General features: G+C 67.8%; 17 protein-coding genes and 1 tRNA gene. 5 read left to right on the forward strand and 13 right to left on the reverse strand.

What is annotated here, in order from left to right:
* Positions 1–2: 2 nt before the first annotated feature.
* From LXB15_RS08650 to LXB15_RS08660, 3 genes are all read left to right on the forward strand, one after another.
* Positions 3–419 carry a VOC family protein gene (locus LXB15_RS08650; RefSeq protein WP_233952473.1) on the forward strand — a complete coding sequence of 139 codons (417 nt, stop codon included), beginning with the start codon at positions 3–5 and terminating at the stop codon, positions 417–419.
* Between the two features lie 117 nt (positions 420–536).
* The gene (gene sufA, locus LXB15_RS08655) at positions 537–914 is read left to right on the forward strand and encodes a Fe-S cluster assembly scaffold SufA (RefSeq protein ID WP_233952479.1); all 378 of its coding nucleotides are present in this window, start codon (positions 537–539) and stop codon (positions 912–914) included.
* 36 nt (positions 915–950) lie between these two features.
* The gene (locus tag LXB15_RS08660) at positions 951–1,328 is read left to right on the forward strand and encodes a TfoX/Sxy family protein (protein ID WP_233952482.1); all 378 of its coding nucleotides are present in this window, start codon (positions 951–953) and stop codon (positions 1,326–1,328) included.
* A gap of 7 nt (positions 1,329–1,335) precedes the next feature.
* Here the strand turns inward: LXB15_RS08660 and mazG are convergent, their stop codons facing one another.
* The 8 genes from mazG to LXB15_RS08700 form a co-directional block, all read right to left on the reverse strand.
* On the reverse strand, positions 1,336–2,187 hold the full coding sequence (mazG, locus tag LXB15_RS08665; RefSeq protein WP_233952488.1) for a nucleoside triphosphate pyrophosphohydrolase: 852 nt from the start codon (positions 2,185–2,187) through the stop codon (positions 1,336–1,338).
* 229 nt (positions 2,188–2,416) lie between these two features.
* Positions 2,417–3,226 (reverse strand): MBL fold metallo-hydrolase, encoded by an 810-nt coding sequence (locus LXB15_RS08670; protein WP_233952491.1) that lies wholly within the window; start codon positions 3,224–3,226, stop codon positions 2,417–2,419.
* A 111-nt stretch (positions 3,227–3,337) separates the two neighbouring features.
* Positions 3,338–4,138, reverse strand: coding sequence for a TatD family hydrolase (locus LXB15_RS08675; protein ID WP_233952493.1), 801 nt, complete (start codon positions 4,136–4,138; stop codon positions 3,338–3,340).
* Positions 4,138–5,685 carry a methionine--tRNA ligase gene (metG, locus tag LXB15_RS08680; RefSeq protein ID WP_233952495.1) on the reverse strand — a complete coding sequence of 516 codons (1,548 nt, stop codon included), beginning with the start codon at positions 5,683–5,685 and terminating at the stop codon, positions 4,138–4,140. Before metG ends, LXB15_RS08675 begins: the two co-directional genes overlap by 1 nt.
* Before the next feature lie 94 nt (positions 5,686–5,779).
* Positions 5,780–6,841 carry a DNA polymerase III subunit delta' gene (locus tag LXB15_RS08685; protein WP_233952497.1) on the reverse strand — a complete coding sequence of 354 codons (1,062 nt, stop codon included), beginning with the start codon at positions 6,839–6,841 and terminating at the stop codon, positions 5,780–5,782.
* The gene (gene tmk, locus LXB15_RS08690; protein WP_233953098.1) at positions 6,838–7,512 is read right to left on the reverse strand and encodes a dTMP kinase; all 675 of its coding nucleotides are present in this window, start codon (positions 7,510–7,512) and stop codon (positions 6,838–6,840) included. The genes LXB15_RS08685 and tmk overlap by 4 nt, the downstream gene beginning before the upstream one ends.
* Before the next feature lie 22 nt (positions 7,513–7,534).
* Positions 7,535–8,716 carry a D-alanyl-D-alanine carboxypeptidase family protein gene (locus tag LXB15_RS08695; RefSeq protein WP_233952499.1) on the reverse strand — a complete coding sequence of 394 codons (1,182 nt, stop codon included), beginning with the start codon at positions 8,714–8,716 and terminating at the stop codon, positions 7,535–7,537.
* Between the two features lie 101 nt (positions 8,717–8,817).
* Positions 8,818–9,939 carry a septal ring lytic transglycosylase RlpA family protein gene (locus LXB15_RS08700; RefSeq protein WP_233952501.1) on the reverse strand — a complete coding sequence of 374 codons (1,122 nt, stop codon included), beginning with the start codon at positions 9,937–9,939 and terminating at the stop codon, positions 8,818–8,820.
* 480 nt (positions 9,940–10,419) lie between these two features.
* On the opposite strand from LXB15_RS08700, the gene LXB15_RS08705 reads away from it, so the two are divergent.
* Positions 10,420–10,509: transfer RNA gene (locus LXB15_RS08705), tRNA-Ser, on the forward strand.
* A gap of 240 nt (positions 10,510–10,749) precedes the next feature.
* Positions 10,750–11,166 carry an NAD(+)--rifampin ADP-ribosyltransferase gene (arr, locus tag LXB15_RS08710; protein WP_233952503.1) on the forward strand — a complete coding sequence of 139 codons (417 nt, stop codon included), beginning with the start codon at positions 10,750–10,752 and terminating at the stop codon, positions 11,164–11,166.
* A gap of 362 nt (positions 11,167–11,528) precedes the next feature.
* Here the strand turns inward: arr and LXB15_RS08715 are convergent, their stop codons facing one another.
* The 5 genes from LXB15_RS08715 to LXB15_RS08735 all read right to left on the reverse strand — a co-directional run bounded on the left by LXB15_RS08715 (position 11,529) and on the right by LXB15_RS08735 (position 16,284).
* Complete coding sequence (locus LXB15_RS08715) at positions 11,529–12,815, reverse strand: TRAP transporter large permease (protein WP_233952504.1); 1,287 nt, start codon at positions 12,813–12,815, stop codon at positions 11,529–11,531.
* Positions 12,812–13,312: a TRAP transporter small permease gene (locus tag LXB15_RS08720; RefSeq protein WP_233952505.1), complete on the reverse strand. Its 501-nt coding sequence runs from the start codon at positions 13,310–13,312 to the stop codon at positions 12,812–12,814. Before LXB15_RS08720 ends, LXB15_RS08715 begins: the two co-directional genes overlap by 4 nt.
* A gap of 73 nt (positions 13,313–13,385) precedes the next feature.
* Complete coding sequence (locus tag LXB15_RS08725) at positions 13,386–14,363, reverse strand: C4-dicarboxylate TRAP transporter substrate-binding protein (RefSeq protein ID WP_233952506.1); 978 nt, start codon at positions 14,361–14,363, stop codon at positions 13,386–13,388.
* Positions 14,360–15,565 (reverse strand): AGE family epimerase/isomerase, encoded by a 1,206-nt coding sequence (locus LXB15_RS08730; protein WP_233952509.1) that lies wholly within the window; start codon positions 15,563–15,565, stop codon positions 14,360–14,362. The genes LXB15_RS08725 and LXB15_RS08730 overlap by 4 nt, the downstream gene beginning before the upstream one ends.
* On the reverse strand, positions 15,562–16,284 hold the full coding sequence (locus LXB15_RS08735; RefSeq protein ID WP_370640190.1) for a GntR family transcriptional regulator: 723 nt from the start codon (positions 16,282–16,284) through the stop codon (positions 15,562–15,564). The genes LXB15_RS08730 and LXB15_RS08735 overlap by 4 nt, the downstream gene beginning before the upstream one ends.
* Between the last annotated feature and the right edge of the window lie 197 nt (positions 16,285–16,481).

A 16,481-nucleotide genomic window follows, 5' to 3' on the forward strand; every position in this document is an offset into this window, starting at 1 on the left:
TCATGGCGCCGCCGCTTTCCGGGCTTCTGGAGACCTGCCTCTACGTCGAGGACATGGCACGCGCCAGACGCTTCTATCGCGAGGTGCTGGGGCTCGATGCGCTGCTGGAGGAGGAGCGCATCACGGTGTTCCGCATGCCGGACGACACCGTGCTCATTCTCTTCTCCCGCGGCTCGACGCTGGAACCGGTGCAGACGCCAGGCGGCATCATCCCACCGCATGACGGCAGCGGCCCTGCCCACTTCGCGCTGGCGATTCCGCCCGACAGCATCGACGCCTGGCGACGCCATCTTCGTGCCTGCAACGTCGAGATCGAGAGCGAGATCGCCTGGCCGAAGGGCAGGGGCCACAGCCTCTATTTCCGCGACCCGGACGGCCATGCGGCCGAACTGGCGTCGCGGAACCTCTGGGTCCGCTGACAGCCCCGCCCTTGCCTGCCCTGGTCCCGAACGCTGCGTTCGCCTTGCGCCGTCTCGCCCGCCAACCCATCTTTCTGCTAGTATCAGCCAGTTGCAGACTGCCGAAAGGACGCCGCCATGGGCCGCTTCACCGTCATGAGCATGACCGACAGCGCCGCCGAACGGGTGAAAGCCATTCTGGCGGCCCAGGGCGCGGATGCACTCGGCCTGCGGGTCGGCATCAAGAAGGGCGGCTGCGCCGGCATGGAGTACACGATCGACCTCGCCCGCGAGGCCAAGCCGAATGAGGACGCGATCGAGCATGATGGCGCGCGGGTGTTCGTCGCGCCCGAAGCGGTGCTGTTCCTTCTCGGCACCGAGATGGACTACGAGGAGACGGTGCTGCGCTCCGGCTTCACCTTCCGCAATCCGAACCAGACATCGGCCTGCGGCTGCGGCGAATCCGTCGAGCTCAAGCAGGCGGATCTAGCCGCGCTCGCCGGTCGCGGCGCCTGATCGTCCGAGGCGTCGCCGGAGCCGCGGTGTGGCGGAATGGACGAGGATTACCTCCACGACCTGTTCGGTTCGCTCGGGGACGTCCGGATCCGGCGGCTGTTCGGCGGGCAGGGGATTTATAGCGGCGAACGGATCGTCGCCCTCGTGTTCCGCGACGAGTTGTACCTGAAGAGCGACGCCGAAACCGATCCGCTCTTCGAGGCAGCCGGATCGGCTCGCTGGACCTATACGCGGCCCGGCCGGATGCCGACGCGGATGCCCTATTACCGCTTCCCCGACAGTGCCCTCGACGATGCCGACGAGGCAGCGCGGTGGATCTCTATCGCCGATGGTGCGTCGCGGCGCGCCGCGACGGCTCCCAGGCCACGGTCCCGAAAGGTCGGGAAAGCCCCGGCGGGCAAGGCTTCCGCCTGAACGTGCCTCAGCCCGCTGCTGGCCCCGGCCGGTTCTTCGCCGCGATCCACAGCGCTTCCATTTCCTCGAGGCTCGCCGCCTGCAGCGAGCGGCCCGTGGCAGCAAGCTCGGTCTCGATGAAGCCGAAGCGGTCGCGAAACTTCAGCACGCAGCGGCGCAGAGCAACTTCCGGATCGATGCGGTGGAAGCGCGCAAGGTTGACCACGCTGAACAGCAGGTCGCCCATTTCGGCCTCGCTGGCGTCGGCGTCGCCCGAAGCGACGGCTTCGGCGAGTTCGGCCAGTTCCTCGTCGATCTTGGCGACGATCGGCGGGGCGCTGTCCCAGTCGAAGCCGGTGTCGGCCGCCTGCTTCTGGACCTTCAGTGCAAGGGTCAGCGCCGGGAAGGCGGTCGAGACGCCATCGAGATGCCTTGCACCATTGCCCGTTCCGGCATCGTCGCCCGATAGACCGCTAGCCGCCCGCAGCGCTGCCTTCTCGGCGCGTTCCTCGGCCTTGATGCGCTCCCAATGCACCTGCGCGGATCCTGCCGAACGAGCCTCGGCGTCGCCGAAGACATGCGGATGGCGGCGGATCATCTTGCGCGTCACGCCGTCGACGACGTCGCCGAAGTCGAAGCTGCCGGCCTCGGCGGCCAGCTGGGCGTGATAGACGACCTGCAGCAGCAGGTCGCCGAGTTCCTCGCGCAGATCGACCATGTCGTTGCGCTCGATCGCATCGGCGACCTCGTAGGCTTCCTCGACCGTGTATGGCGCGATGGTCGCGAAATCCTGCTCCAGATCCCAGGGACAGCCGCCGGCCGGGTCGCGCAGCGCCGCCATGATCTCGATCAGCCGGGTGATGTCGCGAGACGGAGTCATGGCCTGTGTCCTTGCGCCGGGAAGCCGGTCTCCATAGCGCCGTTACGAAAGAGGGGGAAGGGATTGGCCGCCGCAGTCTGGGGGTTCGTTGTCCGAAGCGCGTCTAGCGGAGAGGTGTCCCAACGCATTCATATCTAAGTTGCATAAGATAGATTATGGAACCAAATGGATTAATCAGGCTGCGCAATGGCTTGCCGCGGGCCGATAATGTGCCTGCCGGAGGCGCCCTTCAGTCGAGCGTCTGCTCGATGACCAGCCCGTCATAGGCCGGCCGGACGTGCGGCGGCAGTTCGCGACAGAGCGTCGCGTAATCGAGCGGCGTGTGCATGTGGGTCAGGCTCGCCGCCTTGGCACCGAAGCGTGCGATCCAGCCGAGCGCCTGATCGACCGTCAGATGGCTCGGATGCGGCTTGTACTGAAGCGCGTCGATGACGACGTGCTGGACGCCGGTCAGCGCCGCGACGGCGGCATCGGGAAAGTCGCTCACGTCGCTGCAATAGGCCAGGTCGCCGATCCGGAACCCCAGCGAGTGGATCGACCCGTGCACCATGTGGACCGGCATCACATGCAGCGGTCCGCCGGCGCCGTTGATGACGAAGGCTTCGCCCCCGGTGATCGCGACATGGTCGGCGATCGGCGGATAGTTGCTGCCGGCGGGCGTCTCGAAGCAATAGCGGAAGGCCTCGAAGACGCGGGCGTACGTGGCTTCGTCGGCGTAGACCGGGATCCGCGACCGCTGGACGAGCATATAGCCGCGCAGATCGTCGATCCCGTGGATATGGTCGGCATGCGGATGGGTCAGCATGACCGCGTCGAGGCGGGCGACGCCGGCGCCGAGCATCTGGGCGCGAAAATCCGGGCCGCAATCGATCGCCACGACGGTACGGCCATGGGGACCGATACGCTCGATCAGCGCCGCGGCGCGGCTGCGGACGTTCCTCGGCTCCGCCGGGTCGCAGGCGCCCCAGTCGCCGTTGATGCGGGGCACGCCGGGCGACGATGCGCAGCCGAGAATGGTCAGGCGGAGAATGTCACTCAATGCTCTGGACCGGCCCTAGATGGCTTCCGCTGCAGCGACTGACCGCGCTGCCATGGTGTCACGTTTCGCCATCGGTACGTCCTGTGCCGTGTGGTCGGATCCGCTGCCCGTCTACGTCCCGCGCGGATCCGGCACCTTGCCGAACAGCGCGAAGAAATTGTCCGAGGTCGCCTGGGCGATTTCCGCAAGGTCGACACCCTTGGTCGCTGCCAGAACCTCGGCCGTGTGGCGCACATAAGCCGGCTCGTTGCGCTTGCCCCGATAAGGCGGCGGCGCGAGATACGGCGCGTCCGTCTCCACCAGCAGACGCTGCATCGGCACATCCGCGGCGATGGCGCGGATCTCCTCGGAATTCTTGAAGGCGAGGATGCCGGAGAACGAGACGTGCCCGCCCAGCGCGACGCCGGTTTCGGCCAGCGCCCGTCCGGCCGAGAAGCAGTGCAGGATGAACGGGAAGGCCCCCTTCCCGCTTTCGTCCTCGAGGATGCGGATCATGTCGGTGTCGGCGTCGCGGGAATGGATGACCAGCGGCAGGCCGGTCTCGCGCGCCGCCGCGATATGCGTCCGGAACACCCGCTCCTGCACGTCGCGCGGCGCCTTGTCGTAGAAATAGTCGAGCCCGGCCTCGCCGATGGCGACGATCTTCTCGTCCTGGCTGAGCCGCACCAGGGTTTCCACCGTCGTGTCCGGTTCGATCGCGGCGTTGTGCGGGTGCGTGCCGACGGAGGCGAAGACCTCGGCATGATCCCGCGTGATGGCCTTCAGCTTCTCGATCCGGGAGACAAAGGTCGAGATGGTCACCATCAACCCGACACCTTCGGCGCGGGCGCGTGCCACCACGGCTTCGCGCTCCGCGTCGAAATCCGGAAAGTCGAGATGGCAGTGGCTGTCGACGAGGAACGGCAGCGCCATCACCCGGCCTCAGCTTCCGGCTCGACGAAGCGTGGAAACACCGCCTGCGGCGCCGGCAGCGTCATGTCCGGGCGAAGCGTGACGTCGGGGGTCAGTTCGGTGAAGCTGCGCTCGTCCGCCTCGATGCCGAGCGCGTCGAGGAGCTTGCCGGCGCTCTCCGGCACGAAGGGCTGCAGCAGGATGGCGACGCGTCGGATCACCTCGGCCGTCACGTAGAGCACCGTGCCCATGCGCGCCGGATCGCTCTTGCGCAGGGCCCAGGGCTCCTGGCCGGCGAAATAGCGGTTTGCCTCGCTGACCACCGCGATGATCGCCGCGAGGACGGCGTGCAGTTCCTGCCGGTCGATGGCCTCGCGCGCCGCCGGCAGCAGGTTCCTGGCTGCCTCGAGAATGGCCTCGTCGGCTTCCGAAAAGGCCTCCGGCACCGGGATCCTGCCGTCGCAGTTCTTGGCGATCATCGACAGCGAGCGCTGGGCGAGATTGCCGAGATCATTGGCGAGCTCGGAATTGGTCCGGTTGACGATCGCCTCGTGCGAGTAGTTGCCGTCCTGGCCGAACGGCACCTCGCGCATGAAGAAATAGCGCAGCCGATCGAGCCCGTAGACGTCGATCAGCGCGAACGGGTCGATGACGTTGCCGACCGACTTCGACATCTTCTCCCCCCGGTTGAACAGGAAGCCGTGGGCGAAGACCCGGCGCGGGAGCGGCAGGCCGGCCGACATCAGGAAGGCCGGCCAGTAGACGGTATGGAAGCGGACGATGTCCTTGCCGATGACGTGCAGGTCGGCGGGCCAGAAGGCCGAGCGCTCGCCCTCCCCGGGAAATCCCGTCGCCGTGAGGTAGTTGGTGAGGGCGTCGACCCACACGTACATGACGTGCTTCTCGTCGCCCGGCACCGGAATGCCCCAGTCGAAGGTGGTGCGGGAGATCGACAGGTCGCGCAGGCCCGAGCGCACGAAGGACAGCACCTCGTTGCGCCGCTCGGCGGGGCCGATGAAGTCCGGGTTGGCTTCGAAGTGCGCCAGCAGCGGCTCGGCGAACTTCGACAGGCGGAAGAAGTAGCTGGCCTCCTCGTTCCAATCGACCGGCGAGCCGAGCGGCTCGCGGCGAACGCCGTCCTCGCCGACTGTCGTCTCGGACTCGTCGAAATAGGCTTCCTGGCGAACCGAGTACCAGCCCCGGTAGTGGTCGAGATAGATGTCGCCGGCGGCTTCCATCCGCGCCCAGATCGCGGCGGACGCCTTGGCGTGGCGCTCCTCGGTCGTGCGGATGAAATCGTCGTTGGAGCAGTTGAGCGCCGCCAGCATCCGCTTGAAGACGGCGGCGTTGCGGTCAGCCAGCTCCAGCGGGGTGACGCCCTCCTTCTCGGCGGTCTGCTGCATCTTCTGGCCGTGCTCGTCGGTCCCCGACAGGAAGAAGACGTCGTAGCCATCCAGACGCTTGAAACGGGCCAGAACGTCGGTCGCGATCGTCGTGTAGGCATGGCCGATATGCGGCGTGCCGTTGGGATAGAAGATCGGTGTCGTCAGATAGAAGCGTTCGGCCATCGGGCTTTCATCGAATGCGGGAAGCGGGTCAACCGCGGACATAGAGCATAAGGCAGGCCCGCTCAATCGGCGGCCCGGCCGAGCACCTCGCCCGTCAGGCGGCGTGCCGGGCGCTCCGCTCGGCGTAGAGGCCGTCGAACAGCGTCAGCAGCGCCTGCTTGCGGTCGAGATTGTACGCGGCCGCCTCGCGCAGGCGGACGGATTCGGCCTGCCACAGGGCGGCCAGCAGCGCCGCGCCCTCCCCGTCTCCGGCATCGAGTCGCGCTTCGCTGGCCTCGGCAATGGCCGCCAGCAGGGCGGCGACGAGCAGGTCGTAGGCGGCCTCGCGGCCCTTCAGCGTCAGCGCGTCGGCCATCGCGTGGATGGCGTTCCAGTCCGGCCGGTCCGCCGCCAGGAGCTTTGCCAGCGTCGCATTGATCTCGATGCCACCGCTGCCGATCAGCATCAGCGCCTGCCGCGCGCTGCCCTCGGCCAGCGGCGCCGCCGCCCTGATGTCCGCGGCGTCGGTGCCGGGGCGGCTGGCGGCGACGGCGGCGGTCAGCTCGGCGGTCCCGAGCGGCTCGAAGCGCAGCAGACGGCACCGCGAGCGGATGGTCGGCAGGAGCCGTCCCGGCGCGTGGCTGGTGATCAGGAAGGTCGAGCGCGGCGGCGGTTCCTCGAGGATTTTCAGGAGAGCGTTCGCGGCGCTGCGGTTCATGTCGTCGGCCGGGTCGATCAGGGCGACCCGCCAGCCGGCGCCTGATGCCGTCGCCTGGAAGAACCGGTTCAGCCGGCGCACCTCGTCGACGGTGATCTGGGTGCGGAAGCCGCCGGTGCGTTCGTTGCCCGGCCGCACGATGTGGATGAGGCCCGGATGCGTCCCCTGGGCGATCTGCCTGACCACGGGATCGTCGCCGGCGAAGGCGGCGGTGGCGCCCTCGCGGCTTCCGGGGCGCGCGCCCAGCAGGATGCGCGCGAAGGCGTAGGCCGCCGTCGCCTTGCCGATGCCTACCGCCCCCTGCAGCAGCCAGGCATGGTGAAACCGCTCGCCGGCGCGCGCCGCCAGCAGCTCCTGCCAGGCATGGCGATGCCCGAAGAGGCTGAGCGTCGAGGACGGACCGGCGACGCCGTCGATGTCGTCATGCGCCGGAGGTGCTCCGAGATCGACGTCGCTCATCGCACCCGCCGGCCGGCATCCAGCGACTGGCCGACCGCCTCGAAGCGTGCCGCCTCCAGACGATCGTCGACGATCTCAGCGATCTCGGCGGCGACTTCGTCGATGGGCTGCGCGCCGTCGACGACGACGCAGCGGTCCGGCTCTTCCGCCGCGATCTTCAGGAAGGCCTGGCGCCGCCGCTCGTGCAATGCCTCGGCTTCCTTCTCGAAGCGGTCGATCGCGGCACTGCCGCGGCGTTCCCTGGCCCGGGCGGCGCCGAGATCAGCCGGCACGTCGAGGATCAGCGTCAGGTCCGGATAGACGCCGTCGAGGGTCGAGCGCTCGAGTCGCTGCATGAGGCCCTGATCGAGCGGGCCGTCGAGGAACTGGTAGACGCGCGTGGAGTCGTGGAAGCGGTCGCAGAGGACGATGTCGCCGCGCGCCAGGGCCGGACGGATGACCAAGGCGATGTGGTCGGCGCGCGCGGCGGAGAACAGGATCGCCTCCATCTCGGGGCCGAGCGCTTCGGCGGCGCCGGAGAGGATCACGTGGCGGATCGCGTCGGCACCGGGCGAGCCGCCGGGCTCGCGCGTCGTCACGACCGCGTGGCCGCGGCGGCGAAGATGTTCGGCCAGGCGCAGGATCTGCGTGGTCTTGCCGCTGCCTTCGCCGCCCTCGAAGGTGATGAACATGCTTGTCACTGCCACTCCGCCGTCAAAATGCCCGCACCCAGCCGAAGGCGAGTTCCTTGGCCGCGCCGAGCGCCCGGTCGGCGAAGCTGCCTGTCGGCGATGCACTGCCGGCAACCAGCTGCTGCGAGAGGACCGGCTCGCCGTCGACCAGCACGTCGAGCGTGGCGACCGGGTCGCCCTCCGCGACGGGGGCGATCAGCGGCCCGTCGTAGCGGATGCGGGCGCGCACGCGGTCGCCCGCCTCCACCGGTAGCAGCACGCTCACCGGCGCCGCGGCGACCGCCGGAACCCAGCCGGCGGTGCCGCCGAAGACGCCGGCGGTCCCGATCGTCGTTCCGGCCTCGAAGAGCTGCACCTGCTCGAAGGAATCGCGCGCCCAGCCGAGTAGCTTGATGGCCTCCGCGGCGCGCTCGCGCTCGCTTTCGAGGCCGCTCATCGCCAGATAGGTCACCCGTCCATCCTGTTCGGTGGCCCCGAGCAGTGCGTAGCCCGAGGCCTCGGTGTAGCCGGTGGCGAGGCCGTCGGCGCCGATCCCGGCGGACAGCAGCGGGTTGCGGTTGCGCTGGAAGATCTTGTTCCACTCGAAGGAAGGCTCGGCGTAGATCGCGTAGAGGTCCGGATAGGTGTTGCGCATGTGGCGGGCGAGCTTCACGAGGTCGGTCACCGTCACCTGCTGTCCCTCCGCCGGCAGCCCGGTCGGGTTGACGAAGTGCGAGTTGGTGAGGCCGAGTTCCGCCGCCCGCTCGTTCATGCGCTCGGCGAACGCCGCCTCCGAGCCTTCCATGCCCTCGGCGAGGATGATCGCAGCATCGTTGGCCGCCTGGACGATCGTGCCGCGGATCAGGTCGGCCACCGGCACCTGCGAGTTCAGCGCCGCGAACATCGTCGATGTCCCAGAAGGCGCGCCGCCGGTGCGCCAGGCGTGTTCGCTGACCGGGAAGGTCGTGTCGAGGCTGATCTCGCCGGCGCGCAGCGCCGCGAACACGATCTCCATGGTCATGATCTTGGCGAGCGAGGCGGGCGGGAACGGCTGCGCGGGATTCTTCTGGAAGAGGATCGTGCCGGTCTCGCCGTCCACGAGCAGGACCTCGGATGCGGTGGTCTCCACGGCGGGAGGGGCCGCCTCCTGGGCGGGCACGGACGGTGCCGGGAATACCAGGACGGTCGCGGCGACGAGCGCCGTGAGGATGGTTATCCGGAACATGGGACGGACCTTCGGCCTTGTGCCGGACGCAGCATTGCATCCGCGGAACGCGCCCCAAACTAGGCCGTCAGCCCCGCCGACGGCAAGTTCGTTCGCGCCGGTCAGTCGCGGATGACGAAAGCGTCAGCCGCCCCGACCTGCCAGAGCCGCCGAAGCACCGCGTCGGTCGAGGCATCGCCGTCGACGCTGAGCGAAGCGGAGATCTGCCCCGTGCCGGGCGCCGTCTCGGTTTCCAGCGCGCCCTCGCCCAGCGTGACGCTGCGGACGCGCTCCATGAGGGCGGGGTCGATGACGCCGATCTGGATCCGCTCGCCGCCGGCGGCCTGCGGCCCTGCCGCCGCCTGCTGGACCGCGGCGAGCGCGCCTCCCTGCACTGTCGCGCCGGCATAGGAGGCGCTGAAGGCCGGGATGCGGGCTGCGCCGAGCAGCCGGCCGAGATCGATGCCGCCGGCACGGCTGCCGCCCTCGGCCGCTCGATCGAGCGGACGGACGCCCGGGAGCCCGATGGCCCCGGCAAAGGCCATCAGCGGCCCGCCTTCGCGTGATGCCCCCTGCCCTTCGGCGACCATGACCGGCGCCTCGCCGACGTTCTCGCCGGGCTGGTAGCTGGCCATCAGCATCTTCGTGTCGTCGCCCTCGAGCGGTGCCCGGCCGACATATTCGACGGTCACGTCGGCAACGCCGGCGTGCTTGAACCCCAGGAGTTCGGCCGCCTGCGAGGAGACGTCGATCTCGCGGCCATGCGAGAACGGCCCGCGGTCATTGACCCGGACCATCACCCGGCTGCCGGTCTTCTTGTTGGTGACCATCGCATAGGACGGCAGCGGGAACGTCTTGTGGGCCGCAGACAGGCCGTGCATGTCGTAGATCTCGCCATTCGCGGTGAGCCGGCCGTGGAAGTTCGGGCCGTACCAGGACGCCTGGCCTTCCCCGACATAGCCGGGCTCGTCCTTGGGGTAGTACCACTCGCCGCGCACCTTGTAGGGCTTGCCGACATGCGAGCGGCCGCCGCCCTTGGGAACGCGCTTGAGATTGGTGACGCGGGGGCTGGCCGGGACGCCGAAGGTCTGGGAATCGAACTTCACGGCAGTGCCGATCTCGGCGAGTTCGTCCACCGGCGAGCCGGCGCCGCTGCCCTGGCAGGCGGGCAGTACCAGCCCGACGGCCAGCACCATCCCGAGGGCGGTCATCCGACGCCCGTATTCCGCAGCCACAATGGCCATGCGGTCCCCCTTCCCCATGCAATGCTCTGCACTGGGTCACGACGGACGCTCCCCAGCGCCCAAACCCCTGAAGCCGCCGAGTTAACAGCGTATGAATCTGTGAATCAACGTGACCGGGCGTGAAAAAGCGCTGTCGCATTTCGCCGAGGCTCTTGACGAGGCTCCGGTGCAACAATGTTGGCGGCAGGCGGCATGATGGCTCGCCTCGGCGCGCCTCACCGCCCCGAGTCTCACGCGTCCTCAAGCGGTTATCGTCGGTTTCGGATGATTTGCGCCCTGCTGCCGCGGCCCGCGCCAGCTATTACCCGCCCCTCCCGGCCGCCACATTCTGACGCGGTTTCCGCCGCAGTCGATGCGGAATCACGAATTGTTACACCCGCCGCGGAGCCGCCGTCCCAATGCCGATTGCGGCTTCGGGCCGCTGCCTGGCGTTCCCCCACTCTTGTCACCGCCGCACCGCGAGGGTAACCCGGCAGCAGCGGATGGGTGGCCGAGCGGTTGAAGGCACCGGTCTTGAAAACCGGCGGGCGGGAGACCGTCTCGTGGGTTCGAATCCCACCCCATCCGCCACTTGCCTCACATAGCGTTCCCCCGATCGGGCAGCGACGGATTTACGCGTGTTTTCGAGGATTGTGCTCGATGAGCTGGGCCGCGGCTCGGGCGCCAGGTGGGCCAGAAGCTTTATCCCGGAGCCAGTTTTCTCCGTACCTCATGACGGCATCGTTCGAATCTGTCGAGGCGCAACGCCGTCTCTGGGGCCGTTGGGCGTTTGCATGACCTCACCTGCAAGGCTGAAGGAGAACCGTATCAATGACAGCTGCAGCAAGGCCGTTCGCTCAATCCTTCTTCCACGGCACCAAAGCAGATCTGAAAGTCGGAGACGTGATCAAGGTTGGTCACAACTCCAATTTCCTCGAGGCCGGCGCGCTCTCCTGGACTTACTTTTCGGCGACGCTGGATGCCGCGATCTGGGGCGCGGAACTGTCCAAGGGCGGCGGCCGGGAACGGATCTATGTCGTTGAACCCACTGGCTCAATCGAAGATGATCCCAACCTGACCGACGAGCGTTTCACCGGCAATCCATCCATGTCCTACCGTTCGCGCGACCCGCTCTTGATCGTCGCCGAGGTGATGGGTTGGCAGGGACATCCAGCCGAGCAAATCCAGCAGATGAAACAGGGGCTAGATCGATTGAAGGCGGAAGGCGCGAACGTCATCATCGACTGACATGTGAGCAGTTGAAGCCATCCATGAGACACGAATGGATCAGACTGAACACCTGCGAGAAAATCGGCCTCATTGGCCGAGCACCGGTCGATCAGTCACGCTGCCGTTCGGTAGACCGGTCAGCCAATGCCGTTCGGTCGAGCCGCAGGAGACGACCCGAGTGATAGGGCCGGCTTCACCGCCCGGATAGGCGCCCTTGGCCGACCCAGCGACGGGGAGTCAGGCACGAGGGCTCTCTGCACGGCCGAGCACGCATTTGGGGACGCGCGAGGCAGGGAGATCGATCTTACCCCAAATTGCGCACGGGCTCACCTCGCGGACCCGGGGACGGGTCGATCGACCCGTCCCCGCCGTGCCTTCGGTCACATCAGCCAGTTCGGGAGGAACAGCGTGATCTGCGGGAACACGATCATCAGCGAGACCAGCGCCAGAACCGCCAGGGCGAAGGGGATCAGCTCGGCCGAATAGGCGCTGTACGGCGTTCGCAGGATGCCGCAGACGGTGAACATCGAGACGCCGAAGGGCGGGGTCATTCCGCCGAAGGTGACGAGCGTCATCATCACCAGGCCGAAATGCACCGGATCGACGCCGGCCGCCGTGATCACCGGCACCAGGATCGGCGTCAGCAGCAGGACGAGCACCGTGGCTTCCACGAACATGCCGAGGACCAGCAGGAACCCGGCGATCGTGAACAGCAGCGTCGTGGGCTCGGTGAAGGCGACGAGAGCAACCTCGGCGATCGACTGCGGCACCCGCTCGAAGGTCAGCACGTAGCCGAACGTGCCCGACAGCAGGATCACCAGCATGATCATGCCGACGTCCCGGACGCTGCGCACGAGCGCGTCATAGAGGTCCCTGACGGTCATCTGCCGATAGATGACGAAACCGACCAGCAGCGCGTAGACGATCGCGAAGGCACCGGCTTCCGACGGCGTGAAGAAGCCGAAGCGGATGCCGATCAGCAGCCAGACCGGAAACATCACCGCCCAGAAGCCGCCCCTGAATTCCTGCCAGACTTCACGCCCCGTCGGCAGCCGCTCGTTGACGGGGGTGTAGGCCCGGCGATGCGCGGTGAACCAGGTCACGAACATCAGCACGATGGTGAGAAGCACGCCGGGCACGATGCCGGCGATGAACAACCGGCCGATGGAGACCTCGCCGAGATAGCCGTAGAGGATCAGGCCGAGGCTGGGCGGCAGGGTCGCGACGATGAGCCCGCCGATCGAGAGGATGGCCGCCGTGAAGCCGGGGCTGTAGCCCTGCGCCACCATCGGCTTGCCCAATATCCGCGCCTGCATCGCCGCGTCGGCGACCGCCGAACCGGAGATGCCGCCCATCAGGAGGGAGAGGACGAGGGTCGACTGTGCCAGCCCGCCGCGCATCCAGCCGGCCAGGGTCGTGGCAAGCGACACGAGGCGCGGCGTGATGCCGGAAACGTTCATGAGATTGCCGAGGATGATGAACAGCGGCACTGCCAGCAGCGGGAACGACTGCGAGGCGGCGACGATGCGCTGCACCGCCGTGCTCTCCGGCAGGAACACTTCCGGCAGGAAGAAATAGGCGGTGCCGGCGATGCCGATCGCGAACGCGACCGGCATGCCGATGATGATCAAGGCGAACGCCGCCGCGAGGATGAGGCCGGTGGTCACAGGATCGCCTCCGGTCCGACGTCGTCCGGTTCGAACGTCTTGTTGAAACCGCCCGCAAAGGTGCGGCGCAGCAGCGAGATGCCGATCAGGATCGCCCCGACCGGGAGCGCCAGCGTCACGAGACCGTAGGACAGGCCGGACGTGGCAAGCGGACGGCGCCAGTTGCCGGTCGACAGTTCGATGCCCTTCCAGAACAGGAAACCGAGAAATACCAGGATGAAGAGCAGGCAGAAGGCGGACAGCAGCCGGCGTCCGGCGTCGGGCAGCGCGTCCGGCAGCGCCGATACGCGGATATGGTCGCCGGTCTTGATGGTGAGGTCGGCGCCCAGCATGCAGGTCCAGATGAGGAAGAGCTGGGCGAACTGCGGCGCCGAGGCGTTGGGCGAGCCGATCACCCGCCCGATGGCTGCCGTCAGCACCGCGGCGACCATCGCCATCATCACGGCCAGCGCCAGTCCCAATTCGATCCGATCGTATAGCTTCCAGAACGTCGCCATCAAAAACCTGTCGGGTGGGAGGTGCGGGGCGGCAGCGACTGCCGCCCCGCCTTGATGTTTCGATTCGCGCTGCCTACTCGGCGGCTGGCAGGTAGGGCTGCAGGCTGGCGCGCGCCTCGGACAGGCCGGTCTTCTCGTAGACCCCTTCCGTCGCCTTCCGGAAGGCGGCGACATCCACCTCGTTGAAGGTGACGCCCGCCGCTTCCATCTCCGCCTGCACTTCGGCCAGCTTCTCGACCGTCATGCGGGTAGCTTCGTCGCCGGCGCGCTTGAGCTCCTCGTCGACGATGGCGCGAAGGTCTTCCGGCAGCGAGTCCCACCAGGTCTGCGACGTGGCCAGACCGGTGAAGAGCTGGATGTGGTTGGTGAAGGCGACGTTCTTGGCCACCTCATGCAGGCGGATGCCGTAGGCTCCCGTCAGCTGCGCCTCGGCGCCATCGATGGCGCCCAACTGCAGTGCCGAATAGACCTCCGACCAGGCCATCGGGGCCGGCGTGGCGCCCATCGCCTCGACCGACGCAACCCAGATCGGCGCATCGATGGTGCGGACCCGCACGCCGGAGAGATCGGCGGGCTTGTTGATCGGCTTGTTGGTGAAGGTCTGGCGGGTCCCCTGGAACCAGTTGTAGTTCAGCAGCCGGATGCCGGAGGTCTCCGCCAGCTGGTCGGTCCAGTCCTTGTAGACCGGCGAGTCGGTGATCGCGGCGTATTCGGAGTAGTCGTTGACGAGATAGGGCGCCGAAAGGATGCCCAGCTCGGGAAGGAACGGCGCAAGGCGCCCCGCGTCGACGAGCACGGCGATCGGTGCGCCGTTGCGGATCTGCTCGAGGACGTCGTTGTCCTCGCCGAGCTGCGAGCTCGGATAGATCGTGATCTCGACCTTCCCGTCGGTGCGCTCCTCGATGCGCTTCTCGGCGCCGGTCATGGCGATGACCAGCGGATCCGTCGTCGGCTGCGACGTCGACAGGTTGAGCGAGTATTGCGCCGATGCGGTGCCGCCGGCTGCGAGCAGCATGGCGGTGGACGCCAGAAGCCTCAAAGTGATTGTCATGGTGTTTCCTCCTCAGGGTTGTAGTGGATCGTCGTGTCGGATGATCCAGGCCCGGCGTGGTGCCAGAAGCCGGCGCGTGCTCCCTCGGTGACGAAGAGAGCGACGTGGTAGAGAAGACGGCTGAGCGCCTCCGGCCACAGCGCCTTCCCCGCTCCGTCCAGCCGGTTGACGAAGACCGGTGCCAGCCCCTCCCCGGGCCTGAAAAAGCGGGAAAAGATGATGTCGGCGATGGCCAGCGCCCGGGCGCGGTGGGCAGCGTCCCCGGTACGGATGAACAGCGTGGCGTGCAGCTTGCCCGCCTCGGTGAGCGGCCACAGAAGATGGGTGTCCTCGGCGACGCCGCCCGCCGCGTCGAGAGCGTCGTAGGGCGCCCCGGCCATCACGCCCTCGCCGCGCAGTCCATGCCGCTGCACGAAATCAAGCATCGCGTCGGCGCCGCGACGGGCGTCCTCGTCGCCGCCGAGATCGGCGCAGCGATGCAGCAGCCAGGCCCATTCGTACTGGTGGCCGGGCTCGCGCCGCTCGCCGTCGACGCCGGAGAGGGGCGCAAGGTCCGGGCCGACGAATTCCCGCACGGCACCCGTTGCGGGATCGATGAAGTGCCGGCGGGCAAGATCCAGCAGCGCCTTCGCGCGCTGCAGCCAGGCCGCCTTCCCGGTCATCTCGAAGGCCTGAAGATAGGCCTCCATCATGTGCATATGCGGGTTCTGGGCCCGCAGCTCGCCCGCCTTCGGACCGGCGGCCGCCATGGCCGTGTCGTCGTAGAGCGACCCGTCTGCCGGGTCGGTGAGCCGCTGGTCGATGAACCGGACGAGGGCCTCGATCCGCCCCGCCGGAACCGCCGCGGCATCGGCCCGGGCAAGCGTGACGAGGGCCAGAAGGACGAAGGACTGGTCGTAGCTGCGGCAGAGCGACGACCGTGTGGACAGTCGATAGCCGCCCTCCTCGTCCCGCAGCGCGGCATCGAGGAAACCGTAGACCTCGCGTGCCGCGTCCAGCAGCCGTCGATCGCCGGTGGCCAGTGCCAGATGCGCCAGGGTAAAGACCGTTCGGGCCTGGACAAGCGTGGTCTTGGGCTCGGCGGCATCGACCGGCAGGCCGTCGAGCCCGAGCCGTTCGTAGACGCCGCCCGCCGGATCCCGGGCCGCCTCATACCAGCGGGGCATGAAACCGCGGGCGAAGGTATCGGCGGAAACGGTCACGCCCCCACCTGCACGCCGTCGAAATGTTCGGGCGTGGCGGCGACGATCTGAGGCAGGTCCTCGAGTATCTTGCGCAGGTGCCCGCGCATGGCGGCTTCCGCGGTCGAAGCGCTGCCCGCCGCGATGGCCTCCACCACTTCCTCGTGCTGGCTGAGCAGCTCGGGAAGCGGGAACTTGCGCGCGCTGAGGTGCCGGAAGCGGTCCATCTGCGTCTTCAGCGGCTGCAGCACGTCCCAGCTCGCGGCATTACCGGCTTCGGCAGCCAGGAGCCGGTGAAAGGCTTCGTCGAGTTCGAGAAACCGCTCCGGGTCGTCGAGATCCACTGCCTGCCGCTGTGCCACGAGGACATTGCGGAGGCGGGCGACGAGTGCCGCATCCGAACGTTCGGCAAGCAGCCGCACGATGTCGGCTTCCACCGCCTCTCGCACGAACCGGGCGGACATGATGGACGGGACGTGGATGCGGCTGACGAAGGTGCCGCGCTGCGGCCGGATCTCCACCAGCGCCTCTTCGGCGAGCTTTATGTAGGCCTCTCGCACCGGCTGCCGGCTCACCGCGTAGGTGCTCGCCATCTCGACTTCCGAAAGCCTGGTTCCCGGCAGGAGATCGCCCGTGACGATGCGCTCGCGCAGCACGCGATACATACGTTGCCCGACCGGTTGCGAATGATCCGTGTCCCGCAGCAGCAGAGCCGCGGTTGACGAGGCTGTTTCTCCCATGTGCGACACATGGACAAATCCACCATACTAGTCAACAGCCGGCAGGCGAATGGTGACTCCGGCGGTCCGCGTGGGCGGCGCAGGCGAGAAATGCTTGGGAATTGGCCGACAGGTCGGCCGCAACGTCGTAAGCACGCCCGCGCCATCGGTTCGAACATGCTATCCCGGACCGGTATTCGACGCGGATCGAGGAACGG

Origin of the sequence: Aurantimonas sp. HBX-1, assembly GCF_021391535.1 — a bacterium.
In the GTDB taxonomy this organism is placed as follows: Bacteria; Pseudomonadota; Alphaproteobacteria; order Rhizobiales; family Rhizobiaceae; genus Aurantimonas.